Raw genomic sequence first — 21,219 nt, 5'->3', positions numbered from 1 at the left:
ATTTGCAGTCTTTTCGTTTATATAAAATGAGAATATTAAGAAATACCCTCTTCTTCTCCTTTTAATTTCTCAGCATTCTCAGCCATTATTACAGCATCAATCATCTCAGAAATATCGCCATTCATGTAAGCATCCAGATTGTACATCGATTTATTAATTCTATGATCTGTCACCCTCCCTTGCGGATAGTTGTAAGTTTTGATCTTTGCAGAACGGTCACCAGTGGAAACCATAGATTTACGCTGTGCCGCAATGTCACCAACAGATTTTTGAACTTCAATATCATATAATTTTGTTCGGAGCATTTCCATTGCTAACTCTCTGTTTGCCAACTGAGAACGCGCTTGCTGACAAACCACAACCATTCCGGACGGTTTATGCGTCAACTGAACTTTTGTCTCAACCTTGTTTACGTTCTGTCCACCAGCACCTCCGGAACGCGATGTCTGCATTTCGATGTCAGCAGGATTCAGTTCAAAATCAATCTCTTCAGCTTCCGGTAAAACCGCAATCGTAATCGCAGAAGTATGCACACGACCCTGAGATTCTGTTTCCGGAACACGCTGCACACGGTGAACACCGGATTCGAACTTCATAATGCCATAAACACCTTCTCCTTCAACTTTTAAAATTAATTCTTTGTAGCCCTTAGTAGATTCGCTGGAATCTGTGATCTCGTGCTTCCATCCTTTCGTTTTGAAGTACATTGCATAAGCTCTGTAAACATCTTCCACAAAAATCGCCGCTTCATCGCCACCGGTTCCGGCACGAAGTTCCACAATTACGTTTTTGTCATCGGTAGGATCTTTCGGAATCAGAAGGAACTTAAGCTGTTCTTCAAATTCCGGAAGTTTGTCCATTGCTTCGTACTTTTCCTGCTTTGCCATTTCTACGAATTCTCTGTCAGATCCGTCGGCAATGATTTCGTCAGATTCTGCAATCGTATCAAGAGCACCTTTATATTCATCAAATACTTTTACGATCTTTCCAAGATCGCTGTATTCTTTGTTAAGTGTGGAATATCTTTTTTGGTCAGTGATCACATCCGGTTGGATGATAAGATCTGCGACCTCATTATATCGTTGTTTTATCGCTTCCAGTTTTGGAATTAATGACTTGGACATAGGTAAATTTTAGTTTGCAAAGATACGGAATTAAGAAACAAGAAGAAAGAGGCAAGAATCAAGACTTAAGATTCAATAAAAATAGTTTTATAATTTTAAAAACCACAAAGGCACAAGGTTTTTACACAAGGCTCACAAAGTTATTTTTTGATAACGAGTAACTTAATTGTGTTCTTTATTAATTCTTTTGTGTCTTTGTTTTAAAATAAAAAAATCCACTCTTAAAAGAATGGATTCAAATATATATTGTTTCGCTTTGAGTGCAATCTCTCACGAAAAGAAAATTGCCAAATCAATGGTGGTGACCTTGACTTGCTGGTTTTTCACCTGCTGGTCTTTGGTAGATCACTTCTACACCTTCCTGCTCATAAAGCTTTTTGTATCTTATTTGTTCTGGATCAAAATTCTTATTGATTTTTCCAAAATATTCTGCAACACCTTCTGTTAACCAAAGTGGTACGATAAATCCGAAGAACATAAAAATACACCAAAATCCACACAAGAACATTGTGAAAAAGTAAACTGTCCATAGGAATTGGTAAACCGGCCAAAAAGCTGATAACATCATAATGCTATTATTTTGAGCAAAAATAGACGTTTTTATTTTATTTCACAAAATTTCGGGATTGATTTTTTTCATTTTGCTGAACTTTTAGTTTTTAGTAATTTCGTAAGGTTTTAAAAATGTTTGCTTTGCTAAAATTATTTAAGCGCAAAGCCCGCAAAGAATTATTTAAAATTGATCGTTTGTAAGGTCGCAAAGCCGTAAAACTTAGCAAAGAAATTTTATTCTTTGCTGATGCAAGGATTTCTGTGTGACTTTTGTAGTAAAATAAAATTTAATAAATATATAATGAGTTTCAGAATCGAAAAAGACACAATGGGCGACGTGCAGGTGCCTGCAGATAAATTTTGGGGTGCACAGACGGAGCGTTCCAGAAATAATTTCAAAATCGGGCCGGAAGGAAGTATGCCTCGCGAAATCATCGATGCATTTGCTTACCTGAAAAAAGCTGCGGCGTTTACCAATGCGGAGTTAGGCGTTCTTGACCAAGAAAAAAGAGACCTCATCGGGAAAGTTTGTGATGAGATTCTTGAAGGCAAATTATACGATCAGTTTCCTTTGGTAATCTGGCAAACAGGTTCCGGAACACAATCCAATATGAATGTGAACGAAGTGGTTGCCAACAGATCTCACGTTTTGAACGGCGGTAATCTTGGCGAGAAAACTTTGGTTCACCCGAATGATGATGTGAACAAATCTCAGTCTTCCAATGACACTTATCCAACAGCAATGCACATCGCAGCTTACACGAAAGTGGTGAAAGAGACTTTGCCTGCTTTGGAAAAACTGAGAAATACAATGGACGAAAAAGCGAAAAAATTCCAGAACATCGTGAAAATCGGAAGAACGCATCTGATGGACGCGACGCCTTTGACACTTGGACAGGAATTCTCCGGCTATGTTGCGCAATTGGATTATGCGAAAAAAGCAATTAACAATACTTTGGATCACCTGAAAGAGTTGGCTTTGGGTGGAACTGCGGTAGGAACCGGACTTAATACACCGAAAGGTTATGATGTTTTGGTTGCGAAATATATCGCGGACTTCACAGGACTTCCTTTTGTAACGGCTCCGAATAAATTCGAGGCTTTGGCAGCGCACGACGGCATTGTGGAATCTCACGGTGCATTGAAGCAATTGGCGGTTTCTCTTTATAAAATTGCTCAGGATATCAGATTGTTAGCTTCCGGACCAAGATCTGGAATCGGTGAGATCCACATTCCTGAAAATGAACCAGGTTCATCTATTATGCCAGGAAAAGTGAATCCGACTCAGAACGAAGCGATTACAATGGTTTGTGCGCAAGTTCTTGGAAATGATACAACAATTTCTTTCGCTGGAACGCAAGGAAATTATGAACTGAATGTTTTTAAACCAGTAATGGCGTATAATTTCTTGCAATCTGCACAGTTGTTGGCGGATTCTATGATTTCATTCAATGATCATTGCGCAGTTGGAATTGAGCCGAACGAACCTAGAATCAAAGAATTGGTTGACAAATCTTTGATGTTGGTGACAGCATTGAACACGCACATCGGTTACGAAAATGCGGCTAAAATTGCTAAGACAGCACACAAGAACGGAACGACTTTGAAAGAAGAAGCCGTGAATCTTGGACTTTTGACAGCTGAACAATTTGACGAATGGGTAAAACCGGAAGATATGGTTGGAAGCTTGAAATAAAACGCAAGAGTTTAGATATCAGAAGTTAAAAAAAAATGCCTCAGGAATTTCTGAGGCATTTTTTTGTCTTAATATTCTCGCAGATTAAGCAAATTAGGCAGATCTTATAATTATTCCTCATCAAAATTGAAATCTGGAAGAATTTACTTTTTTAAATTACTGAAACCTGATCAGCAAAATATTGCTCTAAATCTCTCAGTGTTTCCGGAGATGTTTGGATATCTCTTACCAATTCTCCCTTGTTGATGACCACAATTCTTTCACAAACATCTGTGGTGTGCGCCAAATCGTGGCTGGAAATCAGAAATGTGGAATCAGAATTGTGAGACCAGTCTTTGATTAAATTTTTAAGTTTAATCTGCGTTGAAGGATCTAAGTTTGCAAAAGGCTCATCGAGGATAATAATCTCAGGCGTTCCAATCAAAGCACCGATGATTCCGACTTTTTTCATGTTTCCTTTGGAAAGGTCACGGATGTATTTTTTGGCATTCAGGATTTCGCCGTTGAAGAAATCGTTGAAGTTTTTCAGGAATTCGTCAACTTGGGTCTTGGTCTGACCTCTGAGTTCGCCCAGGAAATAGAAATATTCTTCGGGCGTGAGATATCCAATCAAAAAAGTTTCATCGATGAAAGCGCCGACTTTGTTTTTCCAATTTTCGGACTCGTTGACTTTTTCTTCGTCGATGGCAACGAAGCCCGAAGTTGGTTCTATCAAATCAAGAATTAAACTGAACAAGGTGGTTTTTCCAGCGCCGTTATTCCCAACCAGACCGATGGTTTGACCTTTTTGGAAATCAAGTGTTTCTATGCTTAAGACTTTTTTTGTTTCGTAAACTTTGGAGAGGTTATTTATTGTGATCATTTTATTTAGATTTATTTTGAACGCAAAGTGCGCAAAGATTTTGTATTATTATTGAAAATATTTTAAGGTTCGCAAAGGCGTAAAACTCATCAAACAACTAAAGAAATTATTTTATCATTAATTTCCTTTAAAAGCTTTGATGGTGGAATATTTCTCTTTCTTGTAAAGCTTGACAATGAAATCGAAGAATTTTTCCCTGAAAAGAAAACCGATCAATCCCAAAGCAGCCAAACTAGCAACTGCTGCGGCTGTTCCGAAGAAATATTTTGTAGCACCGAAAACGGCCATTGGCAAAACCATTTGAGGTAAAATCATTAAGATACTTTTGAAACTGAAATTATTTTTCTTGCCTAAAGATTTTCCTCTGGAATTAAGATCGACAGGATTTTTGTTATAAGCTCCGGATAACAAAACAATCTGAGAATTGACGCCGATATTGTAAAGTCCGCCCGCTAGAAATGTAAAATACAATTCCCAACTTATAAATGCATAAGCAACTGCCAAAACCATACTCACAGCCACAGCGCTCACGATGAGCGACCATTTTGCCCTCAGATATTCTTTATAAGGCACATTCAAAGTCATCATCAATGGATAATAGGAACTATCGAACGATGGCACTCTTTGTCCGAACATAAAAAGAAATCCGCCCGTTACGAATAGTCCCATAAACAGCTGCATATAAGGAGTTTCATACATCGGATTACTAAAAAGCAGCAATCCGTAGAACAAGAAGAGAAAACTTCCCAAAGTAATTGATTTCGCAGCTTTGCTTCGTTTTATCATTCGGATGTCATTGTTGATGAATGTTCCTAGAACGCCATATTTATTGAGAAACTGAATGCTTTCCGTCTTTCCGACTTCCTGTTTCATTTCCAAACCTTTGTCCAGATAGAAATTTTCTTTGATGAATTTTTTAACTATGAAGAATCCTGTTAACATTAATATTATTGGAATAACAATCGTCCACCAATGATGATAAAATTTAATAAAAACCAATTCCGAAAACGACGATAAAGAAATGATTTTATAATAATCTAATCCCGCAAATGTGACCAGAACAACACCAAGTATCCAGACAACAGCATCTTTTCCGTTTAAAAGAATATTAAGAAAATTACTGCAAAAACTTAAAATGATAATAGCAAAGATCCATGAGAAACTTCCCGCAACCGAATGACCGTTGTAAAGCAAGATCACTAAAAGTGGAATATAAATGAAAAGTCCGCCCCAACTGAAAAATGAGGAGAAAGTTTTACCAATCATATAATTCACAAGCGTGCTTTTCCTGATGTTCATTGTCAGAAAAGGTTTGATGTTCTGAGTCGGCATCTGCTGGAAAAAATACCTGAGGAAAAGATCAGCAACCAGCCAATAGATCAAATACTTACTGATGAAAGACACCGGATCGATATGCAATTCTTTCTTTGGCAGGTAATAAGCAATAAAAGCAATACCTACAAACATCGCCAAAAAATACAACATTCCCAAAAGCTGGAAAATCTTCACTATAATATTCGCAGCCAAAGAGCTGGATCTGAAAAAACTTTTGAATTCTAACTTGATAAACCGTTGCAGCATAGTTGTGATATTTTGGTTAAATTTAATGAATTTAGAATTTGCTAATGTTTCTATTTATTAAGTTCATTTTTATCTGGAAATGTTACAAAATATTTTAATTTATTAACATTTGAATATAAAAATTGTTAGTTGTTTGCATATAACTAAAATTGACAGAACTTTCAAAAATTATATCTTTGTAAAATGGCACAGAAGGATACATTATCGTCTTTGATTCACGGTAATTTTGCAAAGGAACTCTCTATTTCGGATGGCAAAATGCCACCCAATGCATTGGATTTTGAAAAAATTGTGATCGGAACTTTTCTAATTGACAGAAAAGGGCTCGATCATTCTATAGATTTACTCACAGCGGAAGTTTTCTACGACCCAAGACACCAGACCATTTTTGCGGCAATCTTGAAACTGTACGAAAGTAACTCGCCTATCGATTTGATGACTGTGATTCAGGAACTTAAAAGAACCGAAAAATTAAGTCTTGGCGGAGGTGATCATTATATTATTGACCTGACAATGGGCGTAAGTTCATCTGCTCATATCGAATATCACGTGCGTGTGATTTTGGAAAAATTCATTTTAAGATCATTAATTAATGTTTCCGCTAACGTGATCGATAGCTCTTACAAAGAAACTACCGACGTTTTCGAACTGCTTGACAAAGCAGAACAGTCGTTCTTCGAAATCACTAACGGAACCATAAAAAAAGGTTTTGACACAGCCAATTCATTGGTAAAAGAAGCGATTGATAAGATTAAATCTCTGAAAGATAAAGAAGGTCTGTCCGGAATTCCATCAGGATTTACAGCTTTAGACAAAGAAACCGGTGGCTGGCAAAACTCAGACCTTATCATCATTGCGGCAAGACCGGCGATGGGGAAAACGGCTTTTATCCTGTCTATGGCAAGAAATATCTGTGTAGATCATAATATTCCGATGGCATTATTCTCTCTGGAGATGGCATCTGTCCAGTTGATTACAAGGATGATCTCTTCCGAAACAGGTATCTCATCAGAGAAATTGAGAAAAGGACAAATGGCAGATGAAGAGTGGCAAAGATTGTTCACGAACGTTTCTGCTCTTGAAAATGCACCACTTTATATTGATGAAACCCCTTCCCTTTCCATCTTCGATTTCCGGGCAAAATGCCGACGATTGGTAATGCAGCACGGCGTGAAGATCATTATGGTCGATTACCTTCAGCTGATGACAGCAAGTTCCGGAAAAGGTGCAGGAAACCGTGAGCAGGAAATTGCAATGATCTCCCGATCTTTGAAAGCAATCGCAAAAGAACTTAATGTTCCTGTGATCGCACTTTCCCAGCTTTCCAGAAGTGTGGAAACGCGCCCTGGAAAAAGACCAATGCTTTCTGACCTCCGTGAATCCGGTGCAATTGAGCAGGATGCGGATATCGTGTCCTTCATCTTCCGACCAGAATATTACAAAATCGGGGTTTGGGATAATGACGAAGAAGGTACAGAAACAAGTACAGAAAACCAGGCTGAAATCATTATTGCAAAACACAGAAATGGTGCGACTGCAGACGTTCGTTTAGCTTTCCACAAGAACATTGGTAAGTTTGCCGACCTTGGAACCAATTACGAGTACACGCCATCAAACTTCGGTCAGAAAGATGAGCCATCAGGTTTCGATAGAATTACCATCACGAGTGATCCACATTCGGCATTCGGACTTCCTAATAACAATCAGGTTTCCGGTTCTGCGATGAATGATGATGATGATGATATGCCGTTTTAAAAACTACAATATGAAAACAATCAAAACACCTGACTTTTTCATTGAAAAAGCGAATGAATATATTAGGCAAGCCGATAGTTTCTTAGAGAAAAATATTAATTCAAGTATTGTTGACACACGTTTAATGAGTTTTGATGACAAAGCGAAACTAAGAGAATCATTGAGCGAAATACAAGAGCTGAAATTAAAAATCAGATTACTTTTGTCTGAATTTGAAAATGGTTGTCTTTTTACAAACAACCTAATAAATGAGCCAACAGATGCACGCCAGATGTTAGCCAAAAGCAATAAGGATATTTTAAATTCTTATAGGAGAACATTAGAATTATTTATTGAACATTTAAAAGAATTCAGATTATAAAGTTGAGAGTCGAAATCTTTACAGACGGAGCCTGCAGCGGGAATCCCGGCCCCGGCGGTTATGGTATCCTCATGCGCGTTCCCGAAAAAAAATATCAGAAAACCTATTCTAAAGGTTTTCGCAAGACCACCAACAACCGGATGGAACTGATGGCGGTAATTGTTGCATTAGGTAATCTAAGAACTTCTGACAACGATGTCCACGTCTTTACCGACAGCAAATATGTTGCGGATGCCATCAATCAGAAATGGATCTATGGCTGGATCAAACGTGGCTGGAAGAATGTCAAAAACCCAGATCTCTGGAAAGAATTCTATACTTTGTATCAACTTCACGAGCCGAAATTCCATTGGATAAAAGGTCACGCCGGTCATCCCGAAAACGAGATCTGTGATCAATTGGCTGTTGCCGCTGCAAAATCCGGAAAGCTGGAGATCGATTCTTATTTTGAGAATCAAAACGAAGGCGGCTTATTTTAAACCCTAAACATTCCAAAAATCCCGATCCAGGCTTCTATACTGAATGGCTTCCGAAATATGATCGCCCTGTATATTTTCGGAACCTTCCAAGTCGGCTATTGTTCTGGCAACTTTCAAAATTCTACTGTAGGCTCTGGCAGAGAGATTCAGTTTTGACATTGCAGCTTTTATCAATAATTGAGAATATTCATCCAGTTCGCAATGTTTTTCCATTTCCTTAGATCCCATTTGCGCATTATAGCTGATGTCGGAATCTTTATACCTTTCATTCTGAATATCTCTCGCTTTGTTCACCCGCGCTCTGATGCTTGCACTACTTTCGCCTTTTCTCTTCTCTGTCAGTTGTTCATATTCCACCTTAGAAACTTCAATATGAATATCGATCCTGTCCAGAAGCGGTCCGGATAATTTGTTCATATAACGCTGCATTTCCATTGTGGATGATGTATTGTTGGGATCATCAGGGAAATAACCGCTTGGGCTTGGATTCATACTCGCAACGAGCATAAAGCTTGCAGGATATTCTATGGTAAACTTGGCTCGGGAAATCGTAACAACTCTGTCTTCCAACGGCTGTCTCATTACTTCCAAAACCGTTCTTTTGAATTCAGGCATTTCGTCCAGAAACAAAACACCATTGTGAGCCAAAGATATTTCGCCAGGCTGAGGATAGCTTCCGCCGCCAACCAAAGCTACGTCCGAAATTGTATGGTGCGGCGCACGAAACGGTCGAATTGTTATCAATGAAGTCTCGGCACCCATCTTTCCTGCCACCGAATGAATCTTTGTGGTTTCTAAAGATTCTTTGAGACTGAGTGTCGGCAATATACTCGGTAAACGCTTGGCTATCATCGTTTTTCCACTTCCTGGGGAACCGATCAGAATGATATTATGACCACCAGCTGCTGCAACTTCCATCGCACGCTTGGCAGATTCCTGTCCTTTGACTTCATCAAAATCAAATGGGAAATGATCAACTTTATCTTGGAATTCCTTTCTCGTATCGATTTCAAACTTTTCTAATGCAATATCATCATTAAAGAAATCAATGACCTCCTTAATATTATCAATGCCATAGACATCGAGCTGATTGACAATGGCAGCTTCCCGTGCATTTATCTTCGGAAGGATAATGCCTTTGAAGCCGTCTTCTCTCGCTTTGATAGCAATTGGAAGAACGCCTCGGATGGGCTGCAGACTTCCATCCAGAGACAGTTCTCCCATAATGATGTAGTCGCTGAGCGTATCATATTTTATCAGATCAGAAGCGGCTAAAATCCCCAATGCGATGCTCAAGTCATAAGCTGCACCTTCTTTCCGAAGATCTGCCGGTGCCATATTGATGGTAATTTTCTTACCCGGAATTTTGAATCCTGAATTCTTGAGCGCTGCGGAAATCCGATAACTGCTTTCCTTAATAGCATTATCCGGAAGGCCAACCAAATGGTAGCCGACACCTTGATCTACATTAACTTCTATGGTAATAATCTGTGCAGAAACGCCGTGGATGGCAGCACCGTAAATTTTAACAAGCATTTGTGTTTCGTTTTTCCAAAAATAAAAAAAACTCTTTGATGAACACCAAAGAGCTAAATATTTTTTGATAAATAAATCACATTACATAAATCGTTCGCCTTTTTTCAGGTTTTTGAGATCCAAAACGTAGTCTTTTATCAACTGATCATTTTCTCGTGGGCAAATCAGCAACGCTTTTTCCGTGTCTACAATAATGTAGTTTTTAAGACCATCTATAACTGCCGCTTTGTTCTGGTTTTTGATTCTGATGACATTGCCTTTTGAGTTGTAAGTCAGGACGTTTTTAGAACTTATTGCATTGTTATCGTCGTTCTTGTCTGCATTGGTGTAAACCGAAGTCCAGGTTCCCAAGTCGCTCCAACCAAGATTGGCAGGGATGACATAAACATTGTTGGCTTTTTCCAGAATACCATTATCTATTGATATTTTGCTAACAGTTGGGTAAATCAAATCAATGCATTCCTTCTCAGCTTCACAATTATATTCACAATTATTGAATTGATTGGACATCTCGGGAAGATATTTTTTGAAAGCAGACAAGATGCTTTTCACACTCCAGACAAAAATTCCCGCATTCCAAAGAAAATCACCCGATTCTAAAAAGCTTTTTGCAATCTCAAGATCTGGTTTCTCTGTAAACGTTTTTACTTTGGAATAATCTTCATTGTTTTCCTGAATGAATTGGATGTAACCATAGCCTGTATCAGGTCTTGTTGGTGTGATACCCAAAGTTACCAGATAATCATTCTCCGAAGTCAATTTGAAGCCAAGTTCTACTTTTTCAAGAAAAGCTCTTTCTTTCAGGATTAAATGGTCAGCCGGCATTACAATGATATTGGCATTTGGATTTGCGCTTTCTATCTTTTTGGCCATATAAAGGTTACAAGCCGAAGTGTTTTTCATTGCAGGTTCACCTACGATATTATTAGCCGGAATATCTGGCAACTGCTGTTGCGTAAGTTCCACATACTCCTGATTTGTAATTACATAGATGTTTTCCTTGGGGATCAATTGATTGATTCTGTCAAAAGTCTGCTGAATCATTGTTCTCCCTGTTCCTAAAATATCGTGAAACTGCTTTGGAAATTTCTGAGTACTCATAGGCCAAAATCGGCTTCCGATACCACCAGCCATTATCACACAGTAATTATTGTTGGTCATATTTGTTTAGTATTTTCGACCTCTGCCAGAGGGCGGAATAAATATTTTTTTTCGTTTTTCAAATTGACGCAAAGATATAACTTTTTCTTTTTTTCCAATAGTCTATAATCATCGCCTTTGTAACGAAATTCATCATTAATTAATAAATTCTCAACAAAAACAAAATTATCCTCAGGATTTTCGATATGGAAATAACGCACTAACTCCGGACTTGCCATAAAGTTGGCTTTCGGATTTTTTGAGAATTTTAAAACAATTGGTTTCAGATCATCAGTATAGATATCTATACTTTCCAAAAGCATCTCTGTAAATGTATTTTTCCACTCTTTCCCATGCGCACTGATTCTGAAATTAAATTTCTCAAATGCAATAAGATGAGCCAGTTCGTGCGTCAGAACAAAGAAGAAAAGTTGTTTATCTAAGGTAGAATTTACCGTGATCTGATGAGATTTGTCCGGCAATCTTCTGTAATCTCCGAGTTTGCTATTCCTGTTTTTGGTAATCTTGATATGAATATAATGATCCGAAAACCATTTTTTGAGAAAAGGAAATGTGTTTTCAGGAAGATATTGCTCTAAAGTTTTGATTGACATTAATAATCGAATGATCAACAAAAATAATGATTAACGTTGATTTTATAATTAATTATTATTCAATTATTGATATTTTCCTTAAATTTCGGATAAATTGTAAAATTGAACAGATCGTTTTTCTATTTTTTGATGTTACTTCTAATGGGTTGTTCCAAGGAAGAAATGCCAAAAATAAAATCATCCAAAAACCAGGTTAATCCTTTCTACGAAAAAGCATTTGTCTTTATGGATAAAGACTCGGACAGCTCTTTCTTTTATCTGGACAAGGCCAAAGAGCTTTTCCAAAAGAGAAATGACAGTTTCGGGATGGGGAAATGTTTTGTGAATATGGCAATCATCCAGGAAAAAGAAGGCGATAATTTTGGAAGCATTGAAACAAGCTTGCATGCGAGCCAGTTTTTGAAAGAAAAAGATACGGCTCATTATAATTTTCTATTTTGCAACTACAACAATTTGGGAGTTGCTTCTTTGAATCTTAAAAATTACAATGACGCAAGGCGCTTCAATGAAAAAGCATTTTTGTTTACCAAAGATCCTATTGATAAAATGGCTTTGGGGAACAATCTTGCGATGATTTATCATAATGAAAAAAATTACAAAAAAGCAGTTAGTATCTACACCAAACTACTGGATAGTGTGGGCAGTAAAAGCGAATTTTATCCAAGATTATTATTGAATTATTCCAGAAGCAAGTGGTTTGAAGAAAAAAATTATAACCCAGTTCACAATTATCTACTCGCAGAAAAACTGAGTAAAAATCTGGATGACGAGTGGACAAAAGATGCAGCTTATGCCTATCTGTCTGCTTATTATTTAAATAAAAATACTGATTCATCAAAATTATATGCTAATAAGATGCTGGCTCTTGCTCAAAAGCTGGATTATCCTGCGGATCAACTGGAAGCGTTGCAAAATCTGATCAAAATATCAGATGCGCCGCATTCTCAAAAATATTTTGATGACTATACAAGAATTCAGGACAGCTTGGTAAATGCCCAAAACAAAGCAAAAAATCAATTTGCACTCATCCGTTTTGAAAGCGAAAAATCCAAAGCGGAAAATCTCAAATTACAAAAAGAAAAAACGACAAATGAATATAAAATTCTACGCCAGAAAATCATCAGCTGGGGTATTTTCCTAGGTACAATCTTGCTCCTGTCTATTATCTTTTTATGGATCAAAAGGAAACGGCAGCGCCTGATCCAGGATGCGGATAATAAACTGCAGGAACAGCGTCTGGACTTTTCCAAAAAAGTACACGACGTGGTTGCCAACGGAATCTATGAAGTAATGACAACGATAGAAAATCAAAACGATCTTCCGAAAGAAAAAATCCTCGACAAATTGGAAATGATGTACGAAAAATCACGGGATTTATCATACGACGATACACCTCAGCAGGATTTCTGTGAGAAAATATCAGGCTTAATCAGCTCTTTTGATAATGATAACACCAAGATCATTATCATTGGCAATGATGTCGATTTCTGGATTGGAATTGATCAGGTTTCTAAGGAAGAACTATTTCAGATCATAAGAGAACTTCTCGTGAATATGAAAAAACACAGCCAAGCAAGTCAGGTCATATTAAGATTTATCAAGGAAAACAACTCCAGAGAAATCAAATACATAGATAACGGAATTGGACTTTCTGAAGGGTTCGCAGAAAAAAACGGATTTACCAATATGAGATCCAGATTGGAAAATATCAATGCAAAACTGGCCATTGAAGAAAGTAATACCGGTTTAAAATTATCAATCAAATTATAAGAAATGTTCGGTAAAATATTAATTGCAGAAGACCACGAGAGCAGTAATTTTTCTGTACAAAAAGTTTTGGAAGAGCTGCAAATCCCGGTCGTAGATCACGTCTATTATTGTGATGATGCTTTTTCATATCTCAAAAAACATCTGGAATCGGCTCCTTATCAGGTTCTGATAACCGACCTGTCTTTTGAGGAAGATCACAGAAAACAACGCATCAAAAACGGACGGGAACTGATAAAACTCTGCCGGGAAACAGATCCCGATCTCAAAGTAATTGTCTTTTCTGCAGAACACAGGCTGGGGATTATAGACTTGTTATTCGACGAATTGAACATCAATGCATTTGTTCGAAAAGCGCGGTCTGATTCCAAAGAACTTAAAAAAGCCATACAATCCGTTTATAATAACGAAACTTATATCTCTCACGATCTCAAATTACCGGTAAAAACCGTGAATACTTTGGAATTCAGTAATTATGACATAGTACTTTTAAAGTTGCTTTCTGATGGCATTTTGCAGAAAAACATTCCTAATATTTTAAAGGAAAGAAATATCCACCCGGATAGTTTGAGCAGCGTAGAAAAAAGAATGAATGCCATGAAACTAGCATTGACGGTAAAAAACAACGAACAATTGATAGCTTATTGTAAAGATTTGGGAATAATTTGAGATTTTTTAAATTATTTTCCCATTTTACGGTTTACCGTAAGGAAATGTGATTTTATGTGATTAATTTTGCAACAGATTAATAACCGTAAAAACACAAAACACAATACGATCATTTCCTAAACAGCCTGAAGACTTCTTCAGGCTGTTTTATTTTCGCAACATTTCTGTATGTGGAATATTATCCTCCAAGTATTTTTTTCCGGTATTCTGGAATCCAAAATCAGAATAAAACTTCAGCAGATAATCCTGTGCAGAAATGCGCACTTCCCCAGTTCCCAATCGGTTTTCTATGATCTCCAGAGCATATTTTATCAATTGTTTACCAAGTCCGGTTCCTCTTCCGTTTTCTGTGGTAATGACTCTGCCGATAGACGTTTCCGGATATTTAATGCCTTTGTCGAAAATCCTGCAATAGGCTAAAACCTCGCCATTATTTTCTGCCCAAAGATGAATCGCTTTTTGATCATAATCATCCAAATCAGGATACGGACAATCCTGTTCCACAACGAAAACATTGATTCTGGCTTTGATGATTTCGTAAAGTTCAGTAGTGGTAAGTTCAGAAAACGTTTTGATTTTCCAATCTGCATTAATCATCGAATCGCACTTTATTTTTGATCAAAAACTGATTGGTTTCTGAAATGAACTTCAGAATGTTGTCTGTGCCTGTTTTCTTTTCTGCTGAGGTGACATAAATATCCGGAAGGTCTTCCCAGGTTTTAAGTAATTCAGTTTTGTAAGCTTCTACATTTCTGTCGGCTGCTCCAGGTTTCAGTTTATCTACTTTTGTAAAAACAATAGAAAACGGAACATTGTTTTCGCCACACCATTCCATAAACTCAAGATCGATTTTCTGAGGAGCCAGGCGCGAATCTATCAACACAAAAAGGTTGACCAGATTTTGTCTGTTTAGGATATAATTCGTGATCAGTTTCTCAAAATCTTTTCTGAGACTTTTTGAAACTTTTGCGTAACCATAACCTGGTAAATCGGTTAGAAACCAGGCTTCATTTACCAGAAAATGATTAATCAACTGGGTTTTCCCCGGTGTCTGCGACGTTTTCGCAAGATCTTTGTGATTCATCATTGCATTGATGAGGGATGATTTCCCAACATTGGAACGCCCGATGAAAGCATATTCTGCCATCGTAGGTTCGGGACAATCCTGCCACTTCTGGCTGCTTTTTACAAATTCTGCGGTTTTGATTACCATTTTGATATCATATAAAAACCATTAAGAAATCAAATTATTTAATGAAAAAACTCAATGTCTTAATGGTTTTAATTTATTTAATAAAATTTAAATTACTCTTTTCAGCCAGTCGTATAGAATCTCATTGAACTCGTCCGGCTTTTCCATCATCGCCGCATGGCCGCATTTTTCTATCCAGTACAATTCGGAATTGATGATGAATTTATGCATATCCTCTGCCACTTCCGGTGGAGTCACGTTATCCTGTCTTCCCCAGATGATGCAGGTTGGGCAGGTGATTTTCGGAAGATCATTCAGCATATTGTGTTTGATGGCGCTTCTTGCAAGCATCACGGTTTTGATGCCTTTCATCCTGTCATTTACAACAGCGAAAACCTCATCTACCAATTCGTCTGTAGCCACAATCGGGTCATAAAAAACTTCCTGTGTCTTTTTCTTGATATAATCTTTATCACTTTTCCTAGGGAAACTGTCGCCAAAAGTTCTCTCATACAAACCGGAACTTCCTGTCAAAACTAAATTCTGAACCAATTCCGGACGCGAAATCGTAAGAATAAGACCAATATGTCCGCCCATAGAATTGCCAACAATAGTTACCGGTTTTCCGATAACATCTGTAATAAACTTGGCGACAAACTTCGAAATTGAAGTCAGGTTGGTATTTAGAATTGGAAGATCATAGATTGGTAATTGTGGAACAATCACACGAAAACCTTTCTCTGCGAAGAAATTAATCATCTTATCGAAGTTGCTCAAGCCTCCCATTAAACCATGCAGAAGCACCATTGGATGACCTTCACCCGCTTCTACATAAGTATATTTCGTGTCTTTTTTAGTTTTAAAAATCATATTGCTATTCGATAACCCGCCAAAAATACAAATAAAAGATTAATTTTTGTTTCAAGCTTTATTTAAAGGTAAATTTTAATTTATTTTTAACACAGATTTCAGTTCATTGATTCGGTTGATGATTGGCATTGCGAAAATTCCGCTGGTTGTGAGATAAAGTTCGTAAAAAGTTTTTGCTTTCTCTGCAAAATCAAGTTTGTTTTCTGTCCGGAAATGAAACATAAAAACATTCCCAAGCATCTCATAATAATCTACGTAGTCTTTGGATTCGCGAAGCTTTACCATTTCTATGATTTCTTCTTTCGATTTTGATGAAAGTTCAGTAAAATCCATTTTGAAAATATCCTTCATCAGAGAATCGAAATCCAGTTCTTTCTGCATCAGACTCTCTTCGGGTTTTCCAAGAAGTAATTTCTCTAATGCCTGAGTGAATTGTCTTATTAATCTAAGTGTAAAATCTTTATCCTGAATCATTAATTAGGTTTTAGTTGTTAGGATTTAGTCCTTAGTTTCAAATTATTAGCCAAAAAATAAATACGCCAAAATTACCGAAACCGTAACTCCCACCAAATCTGCCAAAAGCATAGATCCAACTGTATATCTTGTATTCTTGATTCCCACCGAGCCAAAATAAACGGCAATCACATAAAATGTTGTGTCCGAACTTCCTTGCAAAATGGCTGATAATTTCCCGGCGAAACTGTCTGCTCCAAAGGTTTTCATCGTATCTACCATCATTCCTCGTGCGCCGGAACCGGACAGAGGCTTTATCAAAGCAGTTGGTAATCCGTCCACAAATCTCGAGTCAAGATGTGATGAGCTGGCAATCCATTTCATTCCGTCGATAATCACTTCGAAAACGCCGCTTGTTCTCAACAGAGAGATTGCAATCAACATTCCTACCAAATACGGAATGATCTTTACACAAACCCAAAAACCCTCTTTAGCTCCATCGATAAAAGCATCGAAAACATTGATCTTTTTATAAACTGCACCCAAAACGATTGCAAGGAAAATTAATAGAATAATCCCATTGCTCATCACTTTGCTGAAAGAATCCAGTTCATCTTTGCTCAGCTGAACCAAGTAAATGACAAGCAAAGCGATGATTGCAGAAATCCCACCAACGTAAGCCAAAACGATTGGTTGAAAAAGATTAATCCTTTGTCTGATGGAAACTATTGTCATCGCTGCCAGAGTTGCACAAAATGTAGCAATCATACACGGGAGAAAAATATCCGTTGGCGTCACCGAACCCATTGATGAACGGATCGCGATGATAGAAACAGGGATCAACGTGAGTCCGCTGGCGTGCAGGCAGAGAAACATAATCTGGGCGTTGCTGGCTTTATCTTTATCCGGATTTAATGTTTGCAGGCTTTCCATAGCTTTGAGTCCGAAAGGTGTTGCAGCGTTATCAAGTCCTAATAAATTTGCGCTGAAATTCAACATCATATGTCCGAATGACGGATGGTTTTTTGGAATGTCGGGGAATAATTTTGAGAAAAAAGGCTGAATCATCCGGCTTAGGAAATTGATGCCGCCTGCTTTTTCAGCAATGCTCATGAAGCCCATAAAAAGCGCCATAATTCCAATCAGTTTGAAGCAAATGTTGACCGCCGTTTCGCTGGTTCCGATGACGCCGTCTGTTTCAGCAACCCGATAAGTACTGACATTCTGAAGTGAATCCATTTTGTAATGAATGTGGCTTTCTTCAAGTTCCGGAGTTGTCTGCAGAGATTTCTGAATATCAGGAGAAAACTGCGCCAATGGTTTCTGAGAAATTTTGATCGTGTCACCGCCTTTGCCGACAACCATATCGTTGAAGATCTGGCTGTAATTCTCCGAGCTGAAATATTTTATGGATGCAACCGCAATTGCAATGATGATGAAGGCTGACCAAATCCTGCTTAGAACCATTCTGGAAATTAATTTCAGTAAATGTAAGAAAAATGATGATAGATTTTAGAAACTGGGATTTAGAAATTAAAATATTAATGGGAAACCAAATCCCGCAGCCCGGCCTGAGTGGAGCTCATTTTTTTTGCGTTGGGAAAGCTTGGCAAAAAATAGCGGGAACGGAGGACGGAAATAGCTGCCATAAAAAATAAAAACTCGCTATTCGACGAATGTCAAAAGCTACCCAAATCATTACATTTTCTGAAACTTAACAAGCCTTTGCAAAACTGATTTTTGTCATAAATCCAAATTATACTTGTTTAGTATGAATTCAATTGATACCTTTGCATCGGCTTTTTTTAAACACTATCAATGTTGAAATATTGTTTTGTTTGTTGCAGTAGATATTTCGGTGAGATATAAATGAAGAAGAGAATAGTGTGTTTATTTCGAAAACCTTTCAGAATCTCATTTGAAAGGTTTTTTATTTTAATTAATTAATAAAAATGATTGAACTTTTAAACGTTACCAAAAGTTTTAAGACCAAAAATAAGACGATCCAGGCTTTGGCAGATGTTTCTTTGACGGTGGAAAAAGGTGAGATCTTTGGCGTAATCGGAACTTCCGGCGCCGGGAAAAGTACGCTGATCCGTTGCGTCAACCTTCTCGAAAAACCGAATGACGGGAAAGTCATTGTAGATAATATTGAACTGACAAAATTGTCTGATGCTCAATTGACCTTGGAACGTAGAAAGACCTCAATGATCTTCCAACATTTTAATTTGTTGTCTTCGCGAACGGTTTTTGACAATATTGCATTTCCCTTGGAACTGGAGGGAAAATCCAAATCCGAGATCAAGCAAAAGGTGAATAGTCTTTTGGACCTTGTTGGTTTGAATGACAAGGCAAAAGATTATCCTGCTAATCTTTCCGGCGGACAAAAACAAAGAGTTGCGATCGCAAGAGCCTTGGCAAACGATCCGAAAGTTTTGCTTTGTGATGAAGCAACCAGTGCGCTGGATCCGGCAACCACCAAATCGATTTTGAAACTACTGAAATCTATTAATCAAAAATTGAACCTGACAATTCTTCTGATCACGCACGAAATGGAAGTGATCAAAACGATCTGCGATAAAGTGGCGGTGATCGATCACGGAAAATTGGTGGAACAAGGCAACGTGGAACAGATCTTCACCAATCCGCAACAGGAAATCACGAAAGGATTTATCCAATCTTCTCTGAATGTAGAATTGCCTTTGGTCTATCAAAATTTGTTGAGCAGTATTGATAGTGGAAATAATAATCCACTGGTAAAATTTATGCTGACAGGAAACAACGATCAAAGTTTTGTCATCAGCAATTTGTTTGAAAAATTTAGGGTTAAAGCCAAGGTAATCAGTGCACAGCTGGAATATGTTGGCAACCTGAGTTTTGGGGTTTTGCTTGTGGAATTGCAGGGTGAAAATACCAACGAGGCTTTGGCTTATTTGGAAAATGAATATTCTAACACAGAAATTTTAGGTTATGTCGGATAGTATGATCAATTTGTTATTTCAAGGGACATTAGAAACGATTGTGATGACCCTGGTTTCCGGATTTTTCGGGTTTCTTTTGGGATTGCCGATGGGGATTTTCTTGTTTCTGACCAGAAAAGGCCAATTGCTGGAGAATAAAGTTTCTCATCAAATTGTTTCTGTCATCGTGAATATTTTCCGTTCGATTCCATTTATTATTTTGATTGTCTGGATGATTCCATTCACGAGAACAATTGTCGGAACATCGATTGGTGTGGCGGCAGCATTGGTTCCGTTGAGTGTTGGTTCTGCTCCGTTTATCGCGAGATTGGTAGAAAACAGTTTGCTGGAAATTCCGTCCGGATTGATAGAAGCGGCGAGATCTATGGGTGCAAAACCGTTGCAGATCATTAGAAAAGTTCTTTTGCCAGAAGCTTTGCCTTCACTAATCAATAATGTCAGCATTACTTTGATCACACTTGTTGGGTATTCCGCAATGGGTGGCGCAGTTGGCGCTGGCGGATTGGGACAAGTTGGTTATCAGTATGGCTACATCGGCTATGATTTTGCGGTAATGAATTCGGTCTTGGTATTACTGATCATTCTGGTTTTCATCATTCAATTGGCGGGAGATTTCCTATCAAAAAAATTCAATCACAGATAAAAAATTAAAAATGAATAAATTAAAAATAATTGCTTTAGCATTTGCTATCATCACATTATCAGCTTGTAACAAGAAAGAATCAAACCCGAATGTTTTAAAAATTGGAATTGCTTCCGGACCTGAACAAGGCCTGGCGGAAGAAGCAAAAAAAGTAGCGAAGGAAAAATATGGTTTGGATGTAGAATTGGTTAGTTTCAACGATTATGTTGTTCCAAACGAAGCTTTGAGCCAGGGCGATGTGGATGCAAACGCTTTTCAACATTTGCCTTACTTGGAAGAACAATCCAGACAACGAGGCTACAAATTGGCGGTTGTAGGAAAAACATTTGTTTACCCAATCGTAGCTTATTCGAAAAAGATAAAATCGATTTCTGAACTGAAACCCGGGCAAACGATCGTCATTCCAAATGATCCTACAAATGGCGGAAGATCACTATTATTACTTAAAAAACAAGGCTTAATCAAGTTAAAAGATGGCGTTGGCTTGCTTCCTAAAGTGACAGACATCACAGAAAATCCGAAGAATTTCAGAATCTTGGAATTAGAAGCACCTCAGATTCCGAGAGTTTTAGAAGATAAAGAAGTGGTTTTGGCAATTATCAATAATAATTTTGCTGCTCAGGCGGGACTTGATCCGGAAAAAGAAGGTTTGTTCACGGAAGATAAAGATTCTCCTTACGCCAATTTAATTGTTTCAAGAGAAGACAATAAGAATGATGAAAAGATCAAAAATTTCGTTAAAGCTTATCAATCTCCGGAAGTAGAAGCTGTGGCGAAGCAAACCTTCAAAGGAGGTGCTGTGAAAGCGTGGTAAAACTTCTATTTTATATCTAGTTTTTAAGTTGGTGATTCTTTTGAGTCACCATTTTTTATAATGCAATCAAAATTAATTATGATTAAAAATTATACATTCTTGTTTTTTACAAATCAAACATCTACTAATC

General features: G+C 37.6%; 21 protein-coding genes. 9 read left to right on the top strand and 12 right to left on the bottom strand.

Translation table 11 applies throughout. The features are described 5' to 3' along the window. Nucleotides 1–35 precede the first annotated feature (35 nt). Both prfA and OPU68_RS00660 read right to left on the bottom strand, forming a co-directional pair. Nucleotides 36–1,124: a peptide chain release factor 1 gene (prfA, locus tag OPU68_RS00665; protein ID WP_498472018.1), complete on the bottom strand. Its 1,089-nt coding sequence runs from the start codon at nt 1,122–1,124 to the stop codon at nt 36–38. Between the two features lie 292 nt (nt 1,125–1,416). After that, nucleotides 1,417–1,692, bottom strand: coding sequence for a hypothetical protein (locus OPU68_RS00660; protein WP_498472017.1), 276 nt, complete (start codon nt 1,690–1,692; stop codon nt 1,417–1,419). Nucleotides 1,693–1,977: 285 nt separating this feature from the next. On the opposite strand from OPU68_RS00660, the gene fumC reads away from it, so the two are divergent. Beyond that, the gene (gene fumC / locus OPU68_RS00655) at nt 1,978–3,372 is read left to right on the top strand and encodes a class II fumarate hydratase (RefSeq protein ID WP_498472016.1); all 1,395 of its coding nucleotides are present in this window, start codon (nt 1,978–1,980) and stop codon (nt 3,370–3,372) included. 151 nt (nt 3,373–3,523) lie between these two features. Here the strand turns inward: fumC and OPU68_RS00650 are convergent, their stop codons facing one another. Beyond that, nucleotides 3,524–4,234 carry an ABC transporter ATP-binding protein gene (locus tag OPU68_RS00650; protein ID WP_498472015.1) on the bottom strand — a complete coding sequence of 237 codons (711 nt, stop codon included), beginning with the start codon at nt 4,232–4,234 and terminating at the stop codon, nt 3,524–3,526. Between the two features lie 117 nt (nt 4,235–4,351). Next, nucleotides 4,352–5,815 carry a DUF5687 family protein gene (locus OPU68_RS00645; protein ID WP_498472014.1) on the bottom strand — a complete coding sequence of 488 codons (1,464 nt, stop codon included), beginning with the start codon at nt 5,813–5,815 and terminating at the stop codon, nt 4,352–4,354. A gap of 183 nt (nt 5,816–5,998) precedes the next feature. On the opposite strand from OPU68_RS00645, the gene dnaB reads away from it, so the two are divergent. From dnaB to rnhA, 3 genes are read left to right on the top strand one after another with little or no spacing between them, the layout of a single operon-like run. Beyond that, a complete protein-coding gene (gene dnaB / locus OPU68_RS00640; RefSeq protein ID WP_498472012.1) occupies nt 5,999–7,570 on the top strand; it encodes a replicative DNA helicase in 1,572 nt (523 codons plus the stop codon). A 10-nt stretch (nt 7,571–7,580) separates the two neighbouring features. Next, the gene (locus OPU68_RS00635; RefSeq protein ID WP_498472011.1) at nt 7,581–7,931 is read left to right on the top strand and encodes a hypothetical protein; all 351 of its coding nucleotides are present in this window, start codon (nt 7,581–7,583) and stop codon (nt 7,929–7,931) included. Nucleotides 7,932–7,933: 2 nt separating this feature from the next. Next, complete coding sequence (gene rnhA / locus OPU68_RS00630; protein ID WP_498472010.1) at nt 7,934–8,410, top strand: ribonuclease HI; 477 nt, start codon at nt 7,934–7,936, stop codon at nt 8,408–8,410. Between the two features lie 3 nt (nt 8,411–8,413). Here the strand turns inward: rnhA and OPU68_RS00625 are convergent, their stop codons facing one another. The 3 genes from OPU68_RS00625 to OPU68_RS00615 are packed head-to-tail and all read right to left on the bottom strand — an operon-like array spanning nt 8,414 to nt 11,700. Continuing rightward, on the bottom strand, nt 8,414–10,015 hold the full coding sequence (locus OPU68_RS00625; RefSeq protein ID WP_498472332.1) for a YifB family Mg chelatase-like AAA ATPase: 1,602 nt from the start codon (nt 10,013–10,015) through the stop codon (nt 8,414–8,416). A 12-nt stretch (nt 10,016–10,027) separates the two neighbouring features. Next, nucleotides 10,028–11,107: a mannose-1-phosphate guanylyltransferase gene (locus tag OPU68_RS00620; protein ID WP_498472009.1), complete on the bottom strand. Its 1,080-nt coding sequence runs from the start codon at nt 11,105–11,107 to the stop codon at nt 10,028–10,030. Further along, the gene (locus OPU68_RS00615; protein ID WP_498472008.1) at nt 11,104–11,700 is read right to left on the bottom strand and encodes a SprT-like domain-containing protein; all 597 of its coding nucleotides are present in this window, start codon (nt 11,698–11,700) and stop codon (nt 11,104–11,106) included. The genes OPU68_RS00620 and OPU68_RS00615 overlap by 4 nt, the downstream gene beginning before the upstream one ends. Before the next feature lie 126 nt (nt 11,701–11,826). On the opposite strand from OPU68_RS00615, the gene OPU68_RS00610 reads away from it, so the two are divergent. Both OPU68_RS00610 and OPU68_RS00605 read left to right on the top strand, forming a co-directional pair. Next, nucleotides 11,827–13,470: a tetratricopeptide repeat-containing sensor histidine kinase gene (locus OPU68_RS00610; RefSeq protein ID WP_498472007.1), complete on the top strand. Its 1,644-nt coding sequence runs from the start codon at nt 11,827–11,829 to the stop codon at nt 13,468–13,470. Nucleotides 13,471–13,473: 3 nt separating this feature from the next. Next, the gene (locus OPU68_RS00605; RefSeq protein WP_498472006.1) at nt 13,474–14,136 is read left to right on the top strand and encodes a response regulator; all 663 of its coding nucleotides are present in this window, start codon (nt 13,474–13,476) and stop codon (nt 14,134–14,136) included. A gap of 147 nt (nt 14,137–14,283) precedes the next feature. On the opposite strand, the gene OPU68_RS00600 is transcribed toward OPU68_RS00605, so the two are convergent. The 5 genes from OPU68_RS00600 to OPU68_RS00580 all read right to left on the bottom strand — a co-directional run bounded on the left by OPU68_RS00600 (nt 14,284) and on the right by OPU68_RS00580 (nt 18,118). Beyond that, complete coding sequence (locus OPU68_RS00600) at nt 14,284–14,733, bottom strand: GNAT family N-acetyltransferase (RefSeq protein WP_498472005.1); 450 nt, start codon at nt 14,731–14,733, stop codon at nt 14,284–14,286. Beyond that, entirely contained in the window at nt 14,726–15,349 is a 624-nt protein-coding gene (gene yihA / locus OPU68_RS00595; RefSeq protein WP_498472004.1) for a ribosome biogenesis GTP-binding protein YihA/YsxC, read from the bottom strand. Before yihA ends, OPU68_RS00600 begins: the two co-directional genes overlap by 8 nt. 87 nt (nt 15,350–15,436) lie before the next feature. Next, a complete protein-coding gene (locus tag OPU68_RS00590) occupies nt 15,437–16,198 on the bottom strand; it encodes an alpha/beta fold hydrolase (protein ID WP_498472003.1) in 762 nt (253 codons plus the stop codon). Between the two features lie 75 nt (nt 16,199–16,273). Then, nucleotides 16,274–16,672: a hypothetical protein gene (locus OPU68_RS00585; RefSeq protein ID WP_498472002.1), complete on the bottom strand. Its 399-nt coding sequence runs from the start codon at nt 16,670–16,672 to the stop codon at nt 16,274–16,276. Between the two features lie 45 nt (nt 16,673–16,717). Beyond that, nucleotides 16,718–18,118, bottom strand: a complete 1,401-nt coding sequence (locus OPU68_RS00580; RefSeq protein ID WP_498472000.1) for a nucleoside recognition domain-containing protein — start codon at nt 18,116–18,118, stop codon at nt 16,718–16,720. A gap of 485 nt (nt 18,119–18,603) precedes the next feature. Here OPU68_RS00580 and OPU68_RS00575 point away from each other — a divergent pair, with 485 nt between their 5' ends. From OPU68_RS00575 to metQ, 3 genes are read left to right on the top strand one after another with little or no spacing between them, the layout of a single operon-like run. Next, nucleotides 18,604–19,632, top strand: coding sequence for a methionine ABC transporter ATP-binding protein (locus OPU68_RS00575; protein WP_498471999.1), 1,029 nt, complete (start codon nt 18,604–18,606; stop codon nt 19,630–19,632). Continuing rightward, nucleotides 19,622–20,275 carry a methionine ABC transporter permease MetI gene (metI, locus tag OPU68_RS00570; protein ID WP_498471998.1) on the top strand — a complete coding sequence of 218 codons (654 nt, stop codon included), beginning with the start codon at nt 19,622–19,624 and terminating at the stop codon, nt 20,273–20,275. The genes OPU68_RS00575 and metI overlap by 11 nt, the downstream gene beginning before the upstream one ends. 10 nt (nt 20,276–20,285) lie before the next feature. Further along, nucleotides 20,286–21,089, top strand: coding sequence for a methionine ABC transporter substrate-binding lipoprotein MetQ (gene metQ, locus OPU68_RS00565; RefSeq protein ID WP_498471997.1), 804 nt, complete (start codon nt 20,286–20,288; stop codon nt 21,087–21,089). Nucleotides 21,090–21,219 lie beyond the last annotated feature (130 nt).

The sequence above is a fragment of the Chryseobacterium sp. TB1-D10 genome, assembly GCF_059803555.1.
The sequence above is the reverse complement of the archived record's forward strand: the minus strand, read 5'-3'. Positions and strand labels throughout refer to the sequence as shown.

Excerpts from the sequence above, each read along its gene's own strand:
- dnaB (WP_498472012.1), top strand. The coding sequence starts at position 5,999 with ATGGCACAGAAGGATACATTATCGTCTTTGATTCACGGTAATTTTGCA.
- OPU68_RS00635 (WP_498472011.1), top strand. The coding sequence starts at position 7,581 with ATGAAAACAATCAAAACACCTGACTTTTTCATTGAAAAAGCGAATGAA.
- OPU68_RS00645 (WP_498472014.1), bottom strand. The coding sequence starts at position 5,815 with ATGCTGCAACGGTTTATCAAGTTAGAATTCAAAAGTTTTTTCAGATCC.
- metI (WP_498471998.1), top strand. The coding sequence starts at position 19,622 with ATGTCGGATAGTATGATCAATTTGTTATTTCAAGGGACATTAGAAACG.
- OPU68_RS00575 (WP_498471999.1), top strand. The coding sequence starts at position 18,604 with ATGATTGAACTTTTAAACGTTACCAAAAGTTTTAAGACCAAAAATAAG.
- OPU68_RS00650 (WP_498472015.1), bottom strand. The coding sequence starts at position 4,234 with ATGATCACAATAAATAACCTCTCCAAAGTTTACGAAACAAAAAAAGTC.
- OPU68_RS00620 (WP_498472009.1), bottom strand. The coding sequence starts at position 11,107 with ATGACCAACAATAATTACTGTGTGATAATGGCTGGTGGTATCGGAAGC.
- OPU68_RS00605 (WP_498472006.1), top strand. The coding sequence starts at position 13,474 with ATGTTCGGTAAAATATTAATTGCAGAAGACCACGAGAGCAGTAATTTT.
- OPU68_RS00580 (WP_498472000.1), bottom strand. The coding sequence starts at position 18,118 with ATGGTTCTAAGCAGGATTTGGTCAGCCTTCATCATCATTGCAATTGCG.
- prfA (WP_498472018.1), bottom strand. The coding sequence starts at position 1,124 with ATGTCCAAGTCATTAATTCCAAAACTGGAAGCGATAAAACAACGATAT.
- OPU68_RS00590 (WP_498472003.1), bottom strand. The coding sequence starts at position 16,198 with ATGATTTTTAAAACTAAAAAAGACACGAAATATACTTATGTAGAAGCG.
- metQ (WP_498471997.1), top strand. The coding sequence starts at position 20,286 with ATGAATAAATTAAAAATAATTGCTTTAGCATTTGCTATCATCACATTA.
- yihA (WP_498472004.1), bottom strand. The coding sequence starts at position 15,349 with ATGGTAATCAAAACCGCAGAATTTGTAAAAAGCAGCCAGAAGTGGCAG.
- fumC (WP_498472016.1), top strand. The coding sequence starts at position 1,978 with ATGAGTTTCAGAATCGAAAAAGACACAATGGGCGACGTGCAGGTGCCT.
- OPU68_RS00660 (WP_498472017.1), bottom strand. The coding sequence starts at position 1,692 with ATGATGTTATCAGCTTTTTGGCCGGTTTACCAATTCCTATGGACAGTT.
- OPU68_RS00615 (WP_498472008.1), bottom strand. The coding sequence starts at position 11,700 with ATGTCAATCAAAACTTTAGAGCAATATCTTCCTGAAAACACATTTCCT.
- OPU68_RS00600 (WP_498472005.1), bottom strand. The coding sequence starts at position 14,733 with ATGATTAATGCAGATTGGAAAATCAAAACGTTTTCTGAACTTACCACT.
- OPU68_RS00585 (WP_498472002.1), bottom strand. The coding sequence starts at position 16,672 with ATGATTCAGGATAAAGATTTTACACTTAGATTAATAAGACAATTCACT.